This window comes from Streptomyces sp. NPDC007084, from assembly GCF_040703595.1.
Classification (GTDB): domain Bacteria; phylum Actinomycetota; class Actinomycetes; order Streptomycetales; family Streptomycetaceae; genus Streptomyces.
Window position 1 is genome coordinate 82,720 of the sequence record NZ_JBEYFY010000019.1, and the last position, 15,523, is coordinate 98,242.

At 70.7% G+C, this 15,523-nt stretch carries 12 protein-coding genes and 2 pseudogenes; 7 read left to right on the forward strand and 7 right to left on the reverse strand.

Features of this window, described 5'->3' with window-relative positions:
* The first annotated feature begins 64 nt into the window (after positions 1-64).
* Complete coding sequence (locus AB0912_RS18075) at positions 65-2,098, forward strand: cellulase family glycosylhydrolase (RefSeq protein WP_366700714.1); 2,034 nt, start codon at positions 65-67, stop codon at positions 2,096-2,098.
* 110 nt (positions 2,099-2,208) lie between these two features.
* On the opposite strand, the gene AB0912_RS18080 is transcribed toward AB0912_RS18075, so the two are convergent.
* Positions 2,209-2,628 carry a VOC family protein gene (locus AB0912_RS18080; RefSeq protein ID WP_366700716.1) on the reverse strand — a complete coding sequence of 140 codons (420 nt, stop codon included), beginning with the start codon at positions 2,626-2,628 and terminating at the stop codon, positions 2,209-2,211.
* 723 nt (positions 2,629-3,351) lie between these two features.
* Positions 3,352-3,837, reverse strand: a complete 486-nt coding sequence (locus AB0912_RS18085) for a hypothetical protein (RefSeq protein ID WP_366700718.1) — start codon at positions 3,835-3,837, stop codon at positions 3,352-3,354.
* Between the two features lie 196 nt (positions 3,838-4,033).
* Between AB0912_RS18085 and AB0912_RS18090 the strand changes: the two are divergent.
* Positions 4,034-4,254 (forward strand): annotated as a pseudogene (locus tag AB0912_RS18090) (hypothetical protein); the annotation flags it as partial.
* A 58-nt stretch (positions 4,255-4,312) separates the two neighbouring features.
* Here the strand turns inward: AB0912_RS18090 and AB0912_RS18095 are convergent.
* Positions 4,313-5,203, reverse strand: coding sequence for a glycoside hydrolase family 19 protein (locus AB0912_RS18095; protein ID WP_366700720.1), 891 nt, complete (start codon positions 5,201-5,203; stop codon positions 4,313-4,315).
* A 522-nt stretch (positions 5,204-5,725) separates the two neighbouring features.
* Positions 5,726-6,400: an alpha/beta hydrolase gene (locus tag AB0912_RS18100; RefSeq protein WP_366700722.1), complete on the reverse strand. Its 675-nt coding sequence runs from the start codon at positions 6,398-6,400 to the stop codon at positions 5,726-5,728.
* A 232-nt stretch (positions 6,401-6,632) separates the two neighbouring features.
* On the opposite strand from AB0912_RS18100, the gene AB0912_RS18105 reads away from it, so the two are divergent.
* From AB0912_RS18105 to AB0912_RS18115, 3 genes are read left to right on the forward strand one after another with little or no spacing between them, the layout of a single operon-like run.
* Positions 6,633-7,853, forward strand: a complete 1,221-nt coding sequence (locus AB0912_RS18105) for a fused response regulator/phosphatase (protein WP_366700724.1) — start codon at positions 6,633-6,635, stop codon at positions 7,851-7,853.
* A gap of 44 nt (positions 7,854-7,897) precedes the next feature.
* Positions 7,898-9,517 carry a CHASE3 domain-containing protein gene (locus tag AB0912_RS18110; protein WP_366700726.1) on the forward strand — a complete coding sequence of 540 codons (1,620 nt, stop codon included), beginning with the start codon at positions 7,898-7,900 and terminating at the stop codon, positions 9,515-9,517.
* Entirely contained in the window at positions 9,514-9,963 is a 450-nt protein-coding gene (locus AB0912_RS18115) for a response regulator (RefSeq protein ID WP_366700728.1), read from the forward strand. The genes AB0912_RS18110 and AB0912_RS18115 overlap by 4 nt, the downstream gene beginning before the upstream one ends.
* Positions 9,964-10,008: 45 nt before the next feature.
* Here the strand turns inward: AB0912_RS18115 and AB0912_RS18120 are convergent, their stop codons facing one another.
* Positions 10,009-10,215, reverse strand: coding sequence for a hypothetical protein (locus AB0912_RS18120; RefSeq protein ID WP_366700730.1), 207 nt, complete (start codon positions 10,213-10,215; stop codon positions 10,009-10,011).
* Positions 10,216-10,431: 216 nt separating this feature from the next.
* Here AB0912_RS18120 and AB0912_RS18125 point away from each other — a divergent pair.
* Positions 10,432-10,793 (forward strand): annotated as a pseudogene (locus AB0912_RS18125) (DUF427 domain-containing protein).
* A gap of 164 nt (positions 10,794-10,957) precedes the next feature.
* Here AB0912_RS18125 and AB0912_RS18130 read toward each other — a convergent pair.
* Positions 10,958-11,563 carry a hypothetical protein gene (locus tag AB0912_RS18130; RefSeq protein WP_366700732.1) on the reverse strand — a complete coding sequence of 202 codons (606 nt, stop codon included), beginning with the start codon at positions 11,561-11,563 and terminating at the stop codon, positions 10,958-10,960.
* A gap of 667 nt (positions 11,564-12,230) precedes the next feature.
* On the opposite strand from AB0912_RS18130, the gene AB0912_RS18135 reads away from it, so the two are divergent.
* Positions 12,231-13,772: a CYTH and CHAD domain-containing protein gene (locus AB0912_RS18135; protein ID WP_366700734.1), complete on the forward strand. Its 1,542-nt coding sequence runs from the start codon at positions 12,231-12,233 to the stop codon at positions 13,770-13,772.
* 56 nt (positions 13,773-13,828) lie between these two features.
* Here the strand turns inward: AB0912_RS18135 and AB0912_RS18140 are convergent, their stop codons facing one another.
* A complete protein-coding gene (locus AB0912_RS18140; RefSeq protein ID WP_366700736.1) occupies positions 13,829-15,511 on the reverse strand; it encodes an ABC transporter family substrate-binding protein in 1,683 nt (560 codons plus the stop codon).
* Between the last annotated feature and the right edge of the window lie 12 nt (positions 15,512-15,523).

The following is a 15,523-nucleotide window of genomic DNA, read 5'->3' on the forward strand; positions in this document are numbered from 1 at the left end:
TCCCGGCCGGTCTCTCCCGCTAGGCTGCACGCCCTCGGCCCCCCCCACGCACCCCCGAGGTCACATGCCCCCGTTCACTCGCAGACTTGGCACGTACCTGACATCAACGGCCACTGTCCTCCTCCTGCTCGGCACAGGCCCCGGCGCCGGCACCGCTGCGGTCGCCGCGCCTACAGTTCCCGCCGGTCCCGTCGGCCAAGCCGCTCCCGCCGCTAAGGCCGCTCCCGCCGTTCAAGCCGCTTCCGCCGTTCAAGCCGCCGCCGATCCGGCCGCTCCCGCGGACACATCGGCGGCCCGGAGCGTTACGGCAGCCGCCGAGACATGGAAGCCCCCGCTGTCCACGCGAGGGCGTTACATCGTCGACGCCGACGGCAATCGTTTCCGGCTGAAGTCCGCCAACTGGGACGGTGCGCAGGGTTCCTGGACCGGCAGTGGCAGTACCGACGATCCCGCCAACCACCACGCGGGCCAGAACTCCCACGACATCCCCCTCGGACTGGACCGCGTCCCGCTGTCCCGGCTGCTGGACGACTTCCGTCAACTCGCCATCAACAGCGTCCGGTTGCCGTTCTCCAACGAAATGATCCACACGACCGCCCCCGTCCCGGACGCCGCCGTCACGGCCAACCCGGAGCTGCGCGGCCGGACACCTCTCCAGGTCTACGACGCGGTCGTCGCCGCGCTGACCCGGAGCGGGTTCGCCGTCATCCTCAACAACCACACGAACACCTCACGTTGGTGCTGTGGCATCGACGGCAACGAACGGTGGAACAGCGGGCAGTCGACCCAGCGGTGGGCCGACGACTGGGTCTTCATGGCCCGCCGCTACGCCGCCGACCCGCGTGTGGTGGGCGCCGACCTCTACAACGAGGTGCGCCGTGACGTGCTGGACGATCCCAACTGGGGCCTGGGCGACGCCCACGACTGGTACGCGGCGGCCCAGCTCGCCGCCGACCGCATCCTCACCGAGGCGAACCCCGGCCTCCTCATCGTCATCGAGGGGATCAACTGGACCGGCCTGCCGGTCGACGGACTCCCGCACGGCCGCCCCACCCTCACCCCCGCCCGCACGCTGTCCCACACCCTCGTCGCCGCCCACAAGCTGGTCTACTCGGCCCACTTCTACGGCTACACCGGCCCCCGGCACAGCGGCGCCACCGGGATCGGCGAGACACACGACGCCCGCTACCAGGACCTCACCCGCGAGCAGCTCGCCCAAGTCCTGCACGACCAGGCGTTCTTCGTCTCCGACGAGCCGAACCAGCACTTCACCGCGCCCCTGTGGATCAGCGAGTTCGGCATCGGCGCGGGCGAGACCGGTACGGCCGCCCGCACCTGGTTCGGCAACATCACCGACTACTTCGCCGACCACGACGCCGACTTCGCGTACTGGCCCCTCGTCGGCTGGGAAGGCCACGACGACTGGTCCCTCCTGCGGTACGGCACCGCCGGTGACCGCCACGGCATCCTGGACGGGGCCGACTGGCGGGCCACCGGGTGGAACCGGCTCATGACCGCGCCCTCGCGCACCGGTTCCGTCGCTCCGGTCCCCGACTGGCACATGCTCGCCACCGACCACGGGGACCAGGTGGAATCGCTGCGGGTACGGGCCGGCGGCGACTGGGACTCCGGCGCCTCCAAGGCCGTCTGTCCCGACGGCAGCCGGCTGATCGGCCTCGGGCACAGCGGGGTCCGCGCCCTGTGCACCGACGTCAGCACCGGCGACCTCCGCGCGGCGGGCAACGCCCAGACCGTCGTCACCGACGAACGCCACGTCCCCTCGGGCGGCGACTGGGCCTCCGGATACACCAAACTCCAGTGCCCGGCGGGGGAGTTCCTCATCGGCGCCAGCCGCCGCGGTGGCCGCACCTCGGCCGCGCTCTGCGTTCCGGCGGCCCGCTCGCTGGCGGGAGCGGGCCGTACGGTGTGGTTCGACCGCTCCGACAACCGGCCCGCCGACGCGTCCGGGGGCGACTTCGCCTACGGCGACTACAAGGGGCAGTGCGCGGACGACGAGTACGCGGCCGGAATCGCCTTCACCACCCGCCTGGGAGCGGCCCCCGGCCCGGCGGCACTGCTGTGCCGCAAGCTGAGCTGATCACGCCCCCGAGGGAGGGAACGGCGGGAGGCGCGCGGCGAGGCCAGAAAAGCCCGCGCCGCGCACCTCCCGAAGCCCCCGGAAGCCCCCCGAACCTCAGCCCGCGAACCTCAGGCCCCCGCCTCCCCCGCGATGTTGACCATCCACTCGACACCGAAGCGGTCGGTACACATGCCGAAGGTGTCGCCCCACATCTGCTTCTCCAGGGGAACCGACACCGTGCCGCCCGCCGACAGCTTCTCCCAGTAGCCGCTCAGCTCGGCCGCGTCGTCGCCGCTCAGGCTCACCGCGAAGTCGTTGCCCGCCCGCCGCTCCATGCCGGGCGGGACATCGGCACCCATGAGGACGAACCCGTTCGGGGCCTCCAGCATGCCGTGCATGACCTTGTCGGCGTACCCGGGAGGCGCGTCCGAGCCGAAGGCGCCGTACTCGTGGACCGTCAGTTCGCCGCCGAAGACGTCCTGGTAGAAGGTCATGGCCTGCCTGGCATCACCGGAGAAGCTGATGTAGGGGTTGAGACGAGAACTCACGGCAAGATCCTTTCGTGACGGCCCATCAGAACCGCACCCTAACCGCGAACCCCCACCCCACCGAGTACCCGCGCCGCCCTCCGAACCCGCTACCCCCCCGACACCGCCCCAGCCCACCCAGCAACCATCGGCCACACCCCACCCCCTGCCCGGTTTGCCCGCACTGAATGCGCATCCCCCCAACCCATGGGACCGTGATTCAAGGCGTGGCCCGCCGACATCCCCCGAACGACGGGCCACGCCGTCGCGAGCGGACTGTGGCACTAGCCTGCGGCCATGCCCGGCTCCCCGCCTCGCTCCCGCCTTCTTCCCCTCCTCTTCCTCGACGTCGACTTTACCGACCGCCCGTAGTCCTGCCCGTGATGTCCGTCTGGGACTGGGACCAGTACGTCCCGGGCTTGTTTACCGACCGTGTCCGGGACGTCTGTCATGTTCTGGAGTCGGTACGGAGGCCAAGTGGTACGGCACGTCGTGGTCGGGAACTTGAGGGTCCAGCGGATCGAGCGAAAGGACGGGCGGAGATCATGGACGATCGTCTGGCCCGAGGGCATCGCTGTCACGGTTCCACCGGATCAGCGGATTCGACCCCATCGACATGTGGTGGTGGCGGCGCCACCCTCGTTTGCTCGTCGGTGATCTCGGCCGCTCGCTCCGCTCGGCGGCGCTATCGATTGATCTTCCTCCGCAGTGGCGCCCACTGCGAATCGCGGCCGGCGACCGCAATCACCTGGCCGGCGGCTCGGCCAGGAGGACGACTCGGTCGGCGTCGATATCGAAGCCGAGCACCGGATGACCATGATCGCCCTCCGGGTCCATGAACACCGGTTTGCCCAAGCACCGCCCGATCTCCCGCAAGAAGTCGCAGAACACATCAAGTCGCTCCTGGCCCTGCAACTCCCGCAGGTCGACGTCGAAGTCGATCTCACCGTCGTCCTGGAAACGGAAGATCGCTAGAACATCGGCAGTCGGCCAGACCCGCAGGTTCGGACATTCAGCGTCCGCCGGGCGGGACAGGACGGTCTCCGCCCGAGGGACCGGCAGCACGGTCTCGCCTTCGGAGTACCGGCAACGCCAACCTCTCGCCTCGACAAGATCAAGGACCGCCTGCCAGCCCTCCACCGAGGCATCTGGGACACGCAGGTCCGGCAGAGACCCCATCACATCCGGGTCGAAGAAACGGCTCACGTCTCCCCACAGCAGATCAGCCACACCGTCATGCTGCCCGACTCCTCAATCAAGCGCAGCCTTGTTTCCCTTGGCCAAAGACATGGGGCCTCGGATCGCTCAGACCGACGACATCATCGGCCCCAACTCGGCGTCACGGACATGTAGTCCATGTATCGTCGCAGTTCAGAGCAGATATCAGGGCTCCTGCGGTCGGTAAAGTAGACGGACCTCTCATCCCCACTGGAAGACGCGTGCCCTCGTGGACCGGGCCGCCGGACCGGCTTTCGCCTGGGTTGACGACGAGATCACCGGTGCCGACCGTGCCTGGTGGCCGCGCACCATCCCCGTGCGGCCCTGCTCCACCGCGTCGGCCCGCGACGGGGTCTCACCGACGCGGACTTCGCCACAGTCGAGAACTGGCTGCGGCGCGACCCGTCCAACGCGCCGGGCGCCCGCTGACCCCGGGTGGGTCGGCGGGCGCCCGGTGGTGGGGCTCGCTTGTGGGCCGGGCGTGCGCTCAGCAGTAGAGGTTTGCTCCCGGGGTCACGCCCAGGATCGACGTGAAGCGCTGGTAGGCGTCCACGCGGCTCTGGACCTGGGCGGGGTTCCTGCCGTCGCATTCCAGGGAGCCGTTGATGCTGCGGATCGTCTGGCCGAAGCCCGCGCCGTTGACCATCGCGTTGTGCGGGGTCATGGTGCCGGGGCCGGACTGGGTGTTCCAGTACCAGAGCCCGGTCTTCCAGGCCACCGCCGAGTCGTTCTGGACGAGCCAGGGGTTGCCCAGCAGGTCGATGCCGAGCGCGTCGCCCGCAGCCTTGTAGTTGAAGTTCCAGCTGAGCTGGATCGGGCCGCGCCCGTAGTACGCGGACTGGCCTGCCGGGCAGCCGTAGGGCTGGCCCCAGTCGCAGTACGTCGGATAGTTGGCCGTGTTCTGCTCCACCACGTAGACCAGCCCGCCGGTCTCGTGGTTGACGTTGGCGAGGAAGGCCGCCGCCTCCTGCTTCTTGACCGTGTCGCTGCCGGTGTTGGTGAAACCGGGGTAGGCGCTCAGCGCGGCCTTGAGCCCGCTGTAGCTGTAGAAGGAGTTCCGGTTCGGGAACATCTGGTTGAACTGCGCCTCGCTCACCACGAAGCCCTCGGAGGGGTTCGTCGGACCGTTGTCGCAGGCGTACGGCTCCCAGAACCAGGTGCTGATGGTCGGGTCGTAGCCCGGGTTGTCGTGCTCCGCTATGTAGGCCTTGCCGTCGGTGTACCGGACGATGTCGCCGGTGACGTACGACTTTCCGGCCACCCAACTCGGATAGCTCGCGCAGGATGCGGCGGAGGCGCCGGCGGCCGGCAGCAGCACCGGTGCGGCGGTGCCGATCAGGATCGCGGCCAGGAGGGAAGAGACGCGTCGCTTTGACACAGGATCAATTCCTTTGCACAGCAGGGCCGCACCGGAAGGCGAGGCGCAACCTCGCCTGCGCGCGCCGGAGTTGACCGACGCCACGGCTTCCGGAGCGGCCGCGGTGGGGGGTGTGCTGCCACACTCAACCGCCTTGGTCTGTACCAGTCAAGGGTGTAGACCAGTCATCCCCGACAACGTTGGCAAGCCAGGGAACAAGGGGAGTCAGGCGCGGAGAGGAGAGTGAGGGCCCGAGACCGGGCGGGGATGTCGGGCCCTCACGTATCGCGCCTCCTCGGGGGTGGCAGCGCGACGCCCATAACAACGACGTTCACGCGCGATGGATACGAAACGTCGCGGACCCCCCTCACGTTCGAGGCCCCCGGCGGGCCGGGTGTCCCAACCGTCCCCGCGGGCTCGGTGCGCGAGCTTCCCGGCGGGGCTCGGTGTGCCAACCGTTCCGGCGGCCTCGGTGCGCGCGCCGTTCCGGCGGAACCTGGTGCGCGGACCCCCGGCGTTACGCGTGGCGTAAACCTCCGGCCCTCACCGCGTCCCGTCGAGCAGCCGGTCGACCAGCGGGCCCGGACACGACAGCGCGGCCAGATGGCCCCCGGGGACGGTCTCCGCCGCCACGCCGAGCCGCTCGCGCGCCACCCGGCGCTGGAACTCCGCCGGGAAGAACCGGTCCCCGGCGCCGGCGAGCACCCGGGTCGGCACAGCGGGCCACCGCTCGATGGCGCAGGGCTGGGTGAACGCGATCTCGGCCTCCGGCCGCTCGTGCTCCGCCCCGCCCGCGGCGACCTCGGCCGGCACGTCGTGCAGGAAGTAGGTGTCGAGGTCGATCTCCGTCGAGTAGCCGCCCGCCTCTGCCGCCGCCACCCGGGCCGTCTCCGACCCCGTGGCGCCCCGCCACTGCCCGGGCGTCTCACCCGGCAGCGGGATCATCGCGTTGACGAACACCAGACCGGCCACCGGCACCCGGGCGCCCGCCATGGGCGCGGTGAAGCCACCCATGGACTGGGCCACGAGCACGGCGTCGTCACGGTCACCGACCGCGGCCACCACCGCGTCGGCGTACTCCGGCAGGCCCGCCGACTCGTCCGCGCCGTCCAGATCGACGGCCACCGCCTCGCACCCGCGCGCCCGCAGTTCGGTCACCACACGGTGCCAGTACCAGGCCGCCCCGCCGGCGCCGGGAATCAGGACAAACACGGTCACCCTCGCTTCCGTCGACACACCTTCCCACTCTTCGGACCGTCCCGGGTGACAAGACTCATCGGCGGCGGTCACCCCCCGTCCGCGTGACATCGAACACGTCTTCCGGCGGACACCTCGGGCCCGGCCCGCCTCAGTGACTCTCCCCATGGGGTGCTTCATGGCGAGCCTGAGTATGCTCGCGGAGTTATCCGTCAGGCAGCGGCGGAATGGTGGTGGCTGGGGGGTTCTTTCGATGATGACGTCGCAGCCTGGGGCTGCCGGCGTGGCTTCTCCCGCGCTGGACCGTGCAGCGGCCTGGGGAGTGGAACAGCCGTCGGTTCTCCTTGTCGAGGACGACGCGGGCGACGCCCTCCTGGTGGAGGAACTGGTCGCCGACAGCGCGCTCGGCATGCGACTGCGCTGGGTACGGTCGATGGCCGAGGCGTGCGAGGTGCTCGACTCCGAGGTGCCGGACTGTGTGCTGCTCGACCTGCACCTTCCGGACGCCCAGGGCCTTGAGGCGGTGTCCCGGCTCCGCGAGAGCGCCGAGCACGTGGCCATCGTGGTCCTCACGGGCCTCGCCGAGGAAGGCACCGGGCTCGCCGCGGTCGCCGCGGGCGCCCAGGACTACCTGGTCAAGGGCCGCGTCGAGCCGGAACTGTTCGGCCGGGCGATCCGTTACGCGATCCAGCGCAAGCAGGCCGAGCAGGACGCCGTGGCGCTGCAGGCGAGCCAGATGCAGGCACAGGAGAACGCCCGTCTGGAGCGTGGACTGCTGCCGCGTCCGCTGCTGCGCGACGACGGCGTGGAAGTCGTCACCCGGTACCGTCCCGGCCGTGCGCACGCCCTGCTCGGCGGTGACTTCTACGACATCGTGCAGAGCGCCGACGGCACCGTGCACGCGATGATCGGCGACGTCTCCGGGCACGGCCCGGACGAGGCCGCGCTCGGGGTGGCGCTGCGAATAGCGTGGCGCACCCTCGTGCTCAGCGGAGTCACCGGCCCGGACCAGGTGGGCCGGCTGGAGGAGATCCTCATGGCCGAGCGGGCCAAGGCGGGCGTCTTCGCCACCCTGGTCATCCTCTCCATCGGCCCCGGTGAGCGACGCGTCCGCATGGTGCGGGCAGGTCACCCCGGCGCGCTGCTCGCCGGAGCCGACGGCGTCGAGTGGGTCGAGGTCAGAGGCGGCCCCGCCCTCGGCATCGTGCCCGGCGGCGCCCGCTGGCCCGTGGAGGAACTGACCGTGCCCGAGGGGGCCGCGATCGTCCTGTTCACCGACGGCCTGTTCGAAGGACGCGTCGGCCGCGGCATCGAGCGGCTGGGCGAGGAGGGACTGCTCGACGTCGCGCGCGAGCTGGCCGCCCTGCCCCCGGCCCCGTTCGTCGACGGACTGATCGAGCGGGCCGAACTGCTCGCCGAGCAGCAGGGCGGCCTGGCCGACGACGTCGCCGTCCTCTACCTGCGGTGGCGATGACGGACATGGACAGCGTGCGGCACAAGGGTGTTTCCGAGGATGGGATGGCGAACATGACCGGCGAGCGGTGGGCCGGACACCGGCTGACGGTGCAGGGCTGGTTCCGGCTCGTGCTCGGCCTCATGGCCCTGCTCGTCCTGGTCGGCGCCGTGATCGGCGCGGCGGTGCTCCAGCGGACCGCGACGGTCACCGACCAGATGCTGCGGGACATCAAGCCGGCCCAGACCGAGGCGTACCGGCTCCAGGCCTCCCTGGTCAACCAGGAGACCGGTGTCCGCGGCTACACCATCGCCGCCGACCGCCAGTTCCTCGACCCCTACGAGCAGGGCCGGAAGGACGAGAGGCGGGCCGCCACCGAGATACGTACGCTCATCGGCGACCGCCCCGAACTGCTCGCCGACCTCGCGAGGGTGGAGAAGCGCGCCGACACCTGGCGGCGCACCTACGCCGAACCCCTGATGGCCGGCGTCACCCCGGGCGAGCCGCGCACCATCGACCGGGCGTCCGCCGAACGCGGCAAGAAGGCCTTCGACGACATCCGCCGGGCAGCGGCCCGGCAGAACGCCGGACTGGCGGCCGCCGTCGAGGACGGCCAGCGACAGCTCGACCACTCCCGTAAGGTCCGCGACGCCGTACTCCTCGCCATGGTCGTGGCCTTCCTGCTGGCCGGAGTGGCGCTGACGTTCCTCGTGCGGTTCCTGGTCGCCCGGCCGCTGGAGGGCCTGCAGGCCGCCACCCGCAAGGTCGCGCGCGGCGAGTTCGACCACGCCATCACCGGCGCGGGGCCGGTGGACCTGAGAGCGGTGGCCGGGGACGTCGAGGAGATGCGGCAGCGCATCGTCGCCGAACTCGACTCCTCGCGCGAACAGCGCGACATCCTGGCCCGGCAGACCGCCGACCTGGACGCCCAGGCCGTCGAGCTGCGCCGCTCCAACGCGGAACTGGAACAGTTCGCCTACGTCGCCTCGCACGATCTGCAGGAGCCGCTGCGCAAGGTGGCCTCCTTCTGCCAGCTCCTGGAGCGACGCTACGGCGACCAGCTCGACGACCGCGCCCAGCAGTACATCGACTTCGCCGTCGACGGCGCCAAGCGCATGCAGGTCCTCATCAACGACCTGCTCACCTTCTCCCGGGTGGGCCGGGTCAACGACGCCTGGCTCCCGGTCGACCTGGGCCTCGGCCTCACCAAGGCGCTGACCAACCTGGACAGCGCCGTCACCGAGAGCGGCGCCCGCGTCGACCGGCCGGAGGAACTGCCCGAGATCGTCGGCGACCCGACCCTCCTGGCGATGCTCTGGCAGAACCTGATCGGCAACGCCGTGAAGTTCCGGCACCCCGACCGCGCACCGCACATCCGGATCACCTGCCAACGCGATCCGGACGACTCCGACGCCTGGCGCCTGTGCGTCACGGACAACGGGATCGGCATCCCCGGTGAGTTCGAGGAGAAGGTCTTCGTCATCTTCCAGCGGCTGCACAGCCGCGACTCCTACGGCGGCACCGGTATCGGCCTGGCGCTGTGCAAGAAGATCGTCGAGTACCACGGCGGCCGCATCTGGCTCGACACCAGCCACACCGATGGCACACGCTTCTGCTTCACCCTGCCCACCGCCGAGGTGGCGGACGACACGCACGCGCACTCCGACGACAAGGCCCTGACATGACGACCCCCTCAGGCACCCCCATCGACGTCCTCCTCGTGGAGGACGACCCGGGCGACGAGCTGATGACCCGGGAGGCGTTCGAGGACAACAAGATCGGCAACACCCTGCACGTCGTCCGGGACGGCGAGGAGGCGCTCGACTTCCTCTACAAGCGCGGCGCCCACACCGACGCCCCGCAGCCCGACCTGATCCTGCTGGACCTCAACCTGCCCAAGTACGACGGCCGGCAGGTCCTGGAGCGCATCAAGTCGGACCCGGGGCTGTCCCACATCCCGGTCGTGGTCCTCACCACCTCGGCGGCGGAGGAGGACATCCTGCGCAGCTACAAGCTCCACGCCAACGCCTACGTCACCAAGCCGGTCGACCTCGACCAGTTCATCGCGGCCGTGCGGCAGATCGACGACTTCTTCGTCCAGGTGGTCCGCCTGCCCCGGCAGAACGGCTGACGCGAGGGTACGGTCCCACGCCGGGCGTGCCGCGGAACGGTCCCCTCAGGCGTCGCGCCGCCGCCCCGGCGCGCGCCGCAGCGGGAACCAGAGCGAGGCGGCCACTCGCGCGCTCTTGGTGGCCGCCAGCCCGGCCTGACGTACGGGGCCGTCCGTCGGACACCCGAGGACACGCTTGCGGGCGACCGAGACGCCGTACACCCTCAGCCGTTCGTCCATCACCCGGCGGATGCGGGTGACGCAGGTCGGCATCTGGTCGGCGAGGGCGCACTCGGGCCGGCACTGACCGGGACCGACCCGCGCCGACCGGGATCGCCCCTGCCTCCGGACCGAAACCGTGCCAGGGTTGGGGGGGACCGGAGGGTCAGCCGGGGGGCGAGCCATGCGCAGGGCTGCCGCCCGGGGGCGATCCGTTCGAGGGTGAGCCAGAGATGAGGCCGGCCGGTCGAAGGAGAGCCGCTCATGAGCATGACCGCGATCCCCGCCGCGCGGGAGGTCAGGACCACTCTGGAAGGCATCCTGTGGGCGCCCAGCGAGCGCTGGGTGCGCGGTCGCACCGGCGGCACCACCGTCGTGGACAGCAGACACCCGTGCTCGTGTGGGAGCCGGGGGTGCCGGTCCCGCTGTACGCCTTCCCGCGCGCCGACGCCCGTACGGACCTCCTGCGCCCGGCGAAGAACCCCCGGACCGGCACCCACACCGGATCGCTGCCGGCCGTGGCCCCCGTCAAGAACCTCCTCGCCTTCTACAACGAGGCCGTCGACATCACCCTGGACGGCGAACGCCTGGAACGACCCGTCACGCCGTTCACCTCCGCACGTGCCAAGTAGAGGCGGCGGCCGGTCGGTCGGCTACGGCAACGAGGAGCCGGGAGCGGGCCATCGACGGCACATCCCGGTTCTTCGACCACCGCGACCGCGGACCGTGGAGTGGCTTGTGCGGCGCCGCCTGGACGCGTGCCCCGCGTGCCCCGCATGCCTTGGACGCCGGCCCGTCAGGGGCGAAGGCCCACGCGCCGCAGGGTCAGTGTCGACAGGTCGGCGATGACCTCGGGGTCACCGCGCCGCCAGGCGTCGGCGAGACCGCCCGGGGGAGTGGGGACGGTGGCGAGCTGCCGCTGCGGCCCGGTGAGCGCGCGCAGGGCGAGGAGGTCGGCGCCGCCGGGGGCGTCGAGGAGACGGCGGGTGGTCGCCGTACGCCGGATCCACCACAGCCGCGGAACGAGCCACAGCAGCAGGATGACGGCGGTCGGGAGGACGATCAGGGCGATTGTGGTCAGCGTGGCGACATGCCCCACGGTGTCCTGCAACGACCGCCCGGCATCGGAAAGGCTGGTGCCGGCGTCGGCCGCGGACTTGAGCGGCTTCTTCAACGAGTCCCCGACGAACGGCACTTTGGAGGCCGCGTCCCCGGCGTCGTCGAGCCCGGAGGCAAGACTGTCGCCCGCGCTCTCCGCCTTCCGCCCGGGCTCGGCCAGCGTCAGGATCGCGTCACGGACGACCAGGGCGAACTTCACCGTGATCGCGATCAGGAGCAAGGCGATCAGATCTGCGACCAGTTGACGAGTCCGGCGCGCTGGGGTCTGGGCGTAGAGACGCATGGACGTGCTCCTGTTCCGACGTGGACATGGACGAGGGCCGGTTCCGGCCGGGTGGCGCGGCGGCCGTGCCCGGAGAGGTGACGGCGGGGCTCGGCGGTGGCTCGACGGTACGGGGGAGGGGCGGGCGATGGTGAGATACGCGCGGACGAATCACGGCACACGCACGCCCCGGCCCCCGAGCCGGCTCCCACCCGCACCGCCCTGAGCTGCCATCACGCCCACCGGCCCGACCTGCTCCCACGGCGCCGCCCCACCGCTCCCCGCCCCATCCGCCACCCCTGTCGGGGACAGTGTGCCCGTCCCCGCCCCAGGTACCCGCACCCGTCTCGCGCGCATCCCGCCGGAGCGTGCGCGGAGGCGACCGATCCCGCCGATCGACACTCCTTCATGGTGGTGAGGCCGGTTTTATGGTGGTGAGGCCGGTCGACCGGCTCGCGTCAGGTGCGTTCACCGCCGTCACCTGGAAGCCGCGTAGCTCAGATCCAGCTCAGACCTCGCATATCGGTAAAGATGTTGATCATCTTCGTCGTGTGATCGAACTCGACGGCGAGTCGTCGCGGACCCCTCCCGGAGGGACAAGGCCAAGGAGGGCGGGGGCGAGGCCGTTGCGGGAGGCGGAGTACGTACGTACGGGTTTGATCCGCTGAAATAGGTCAACGCGATCTGTATGGCCCATTCGACGCGCGAGACCGAACGCAAGTACACGCCACCCGCCGAGGGCATCTCCTGGCTGTCCGAGCTGGTGGGGGTGGGCCCCGTCGCCTCACTCGCGGACCAGGGCGCGCAGGAGCTGGACGCCGTCTACTACGACACCGACGACCTGCGGCTGTCCAGGAGCCGGGCGTCGCTGCGGCGCAGGACCGGCGGTACCGACGCCGGCTGGCACCTGAAACTGCCGCTGCCGGGCGACAGCCGCGAGGAGATCCAGGCTCCGCTGGACTCGGCGGACGACGTCCCCGAGGAACTGCGCGACCTCGCCCTCTCCCGTACCCGCGGCGCGCCGCTGCGCCCCGTGATCCGGATCCGCTCCGACCGCGCCCTGCACCACCTGCTCGACGCCGCGGGCGACGTCCTCGCCGAGCTAAGCGTGGACGACGTGTCGGCCGAGGCGCTGCTCGACGGCGGCGGGACGGCGACCTGGCGGGAGATGGAGGTCGAGCTGGCCGAGGACGGTGACCCCGCCCTGCTGGACGCCGTCGAGAAGGTGCTGCGCGAACACGGGGTCGAACGGGCGCAGAGCCCGTCCAAGGTGGGCCGGGGTCTCCGGGAGACGATCTCCGTCGCGCGGGACGGCACGCAGGACCGGCGCGACGCCGTCACCCCGGGGTCGGCCGGTGAGCACGTGCTCGCCTACGTGGACCGGCTGGCCGGCGGACTCCGGGACCTCGATCCCGCCGTCCGGCGCGAGCTGCCCGACGCCGTGCACCAGATGCGCACCACCGCCCGCCGGCTGCGCGGCTGCCTGCGTTCCTACCGTTCCGTCCTCGACCGCGAGGCCACCGACCCCGTCCGCCGCGACCTGAAGTGGCTCGCCAACGAGCTCGGGGTGGAACGCGACCACGAAGTGCTGCGCGAGCGCCTGACCACCGGCGTGAGCGAACTGCCCGGCGAACTCGTCCTCGGCCCGGTGGAGGCCCGCTTGCAGGCATGGGACGCGACGCGGCGGGCCGAGGCCCGCCGCCGCACCCTCGACACCCTCGCCTCACCCCGCTATCTGAACCTCCTGGAGAACCTGGCGGCGCTGACCGACGAGCCGCCGCTGCGCGCCAAGGCGGTCGGCAAGCCCGGGAAAGTCCTGGTCAAGGTCCTTCTGAAGGAGTTCCGCCGACTCGCCGGCCGCATGGAGCCCGCGCTCGACATGGCCCCCGGCCCCGCCCGGGACACCGCGATCCACGAAGCGCGCAAGGCCGCCAAGCGGCTCCGCTACGCCGCCGAGGCGGCCCGCCCGGCACTGGGAAAACCGGCCGCCCGCCTTGGCAAACGCGTCAAGGCCGTCCAGCAGGTGAGCGGCGCCCAGCACGACAGCGTGGTGACCTGCGACGCGCTGCGAGGCCTGGCGGTCGCGGCACACGCGGCGGGGGAGCCGGGCTTCACCTGGGGTCTTCTCCACGGCCAGGAACGCGCCGCCGCGGGCGCCCGCGAACGCCGGCTCCCCGAGGTGTGGGCCCGGGCACGGACCGCGGCCAGGCCCGGCAAGCTCCGCGACTGACCCCGAGCGCGCGCCATACGTCGCGGGCGCGGCCGGGGTCACACCGCTTCCGCCGCCTACTTCTCCCAACCCACCGTCTCCGGAAGCGGGTTGTAGAAGATGGTCGCGCCGACGTTGGCGAGCCCCTTCTTCACGCCGTAGGTCGACGGACCGCTGAACAGCGGGAGGAAGGCGTACTCCTGGAGCGCCGTGCGCTCGACGCTGTTCGCCGCCTTCGCCTGCTCGCCGAGGTCGGCGATATTGGTGGTCGCGCGGATCTTCTTGTCCAGCTCCGGTGAACCCGCCCCGGTGATGTTCGAGTCACGGTCCGAGCAGTAGAAGTCGCACAGGTAGCGGGCGCCGAACGGGTCCATCGAGCGGTTCCCGGAGAGGAAGAGGTCGAACTTGCGCTCGCTGAGGATGCTGGAGAAGTCCGCCTCGTCGGCCTTCTTGATGACAAGGCGCACGCCGACCGGCTTCAGCATCGCCGCGAAGGCACCCGCGGTCGCCTTGTCCAGCGGGTCGTCCCCGAGCAGCGTGTAGCCGACTTCGAGCCGCTTGCCGTCCTTGACCCGCACACCGTCCCCGCCCGGCTTCCAACCCGCCGCGTCCAGCGCCTTCTTGGCCTCGTCCGGCGCGTACTTCAGCACCGCCGAGACGTTGTCCTCGTAGCCCTTCTGGAAGCTGTACAGCACCGCCGAGCCGGGCAGCGGCTCCGAGTAGTCGAGCCCCTGGAACTGGATCTTCGCGATCTGCGCGCGGTCGATGCTCTCCTCCAGCGCCTTGCGTACGTCCTTGTCCGCGAGGACGGGCGACTTGGTGTTGAAGTAGAGCGAGTACTCGAAGGGGCTTCCGCCGCTGCGGATCTCCGTGCCCTTGAGCCCCTTGACCTGCTTCAGGCTCTCGGCGTCGACTGCGGAGACGTAGTCCAACTGGCCGTTCTTGAAGGCGTTGACGGCCGCCGTCGACTCCAGGTTGACGTAGACGCGCTTGTCGAGCTTGCCCTTCCTGCCCCACCACTTGGGGTTGCGGACGAAGGTGATGTTGCCCGAGTGGCTGTCCCAGGTGCCGACCGTGTAGGGACCCGCGCCCCACTCCGGGTGCGCCTTCTTGATGTACGCCTTGTTGAAGTTGCCGACCGTGGCGGCCTTCGGGTGCAGGAAGGTGGTGAACAGGCTCGACCAGGAGGCGTTGACCCCCTTGAAGGTGATGATCGCCTGCTTGGCGTTCACGCCCTTCTCGACCGAGGTGATCTGGTCGTATCCGTCGGTGGACGACGCCGCGTAGGCCTTGTCGGAACCGTTGTTGGCCTTCCACGTCGCCCTGATCGCGGTCCAGTCGATCGGGGTGCCGTCGTTGAACACGGCATTCGGGTTGATGGTGATCGTGACCTTCTGCCGGCCGCCCTCGACGGCCACCTTCACATCGCTGTAGTAGTCCGGGTTGTACTGGACTTCCCCGGTCGGCGAGTAGGTGATCGCGTCGGCGTTGTACCAGGCCCAGACCCGGGCCGCGGTCAGGGTCGCGTTGACGTTGAACGGGTTGCCCTGGTCGTCGAAGGTGCCGACGGTGGTGTACGTCCCGCCGTCCTTGATCTTGTCGTACGGGGTGGGGTTGTAGTCGGCGACGGCCGACGCGGCCGACGGCGCCTTCTTCCCGCCCGGTGCCGCGGAGTCCTTCCCGGGGGAGGACTGGCACGCGGTGGCGGCGACGGAGACGGCGGCGACGAGAGCGACGGGCAGGGCCAGTCTGGTGCGCATGGGGGGTGATTC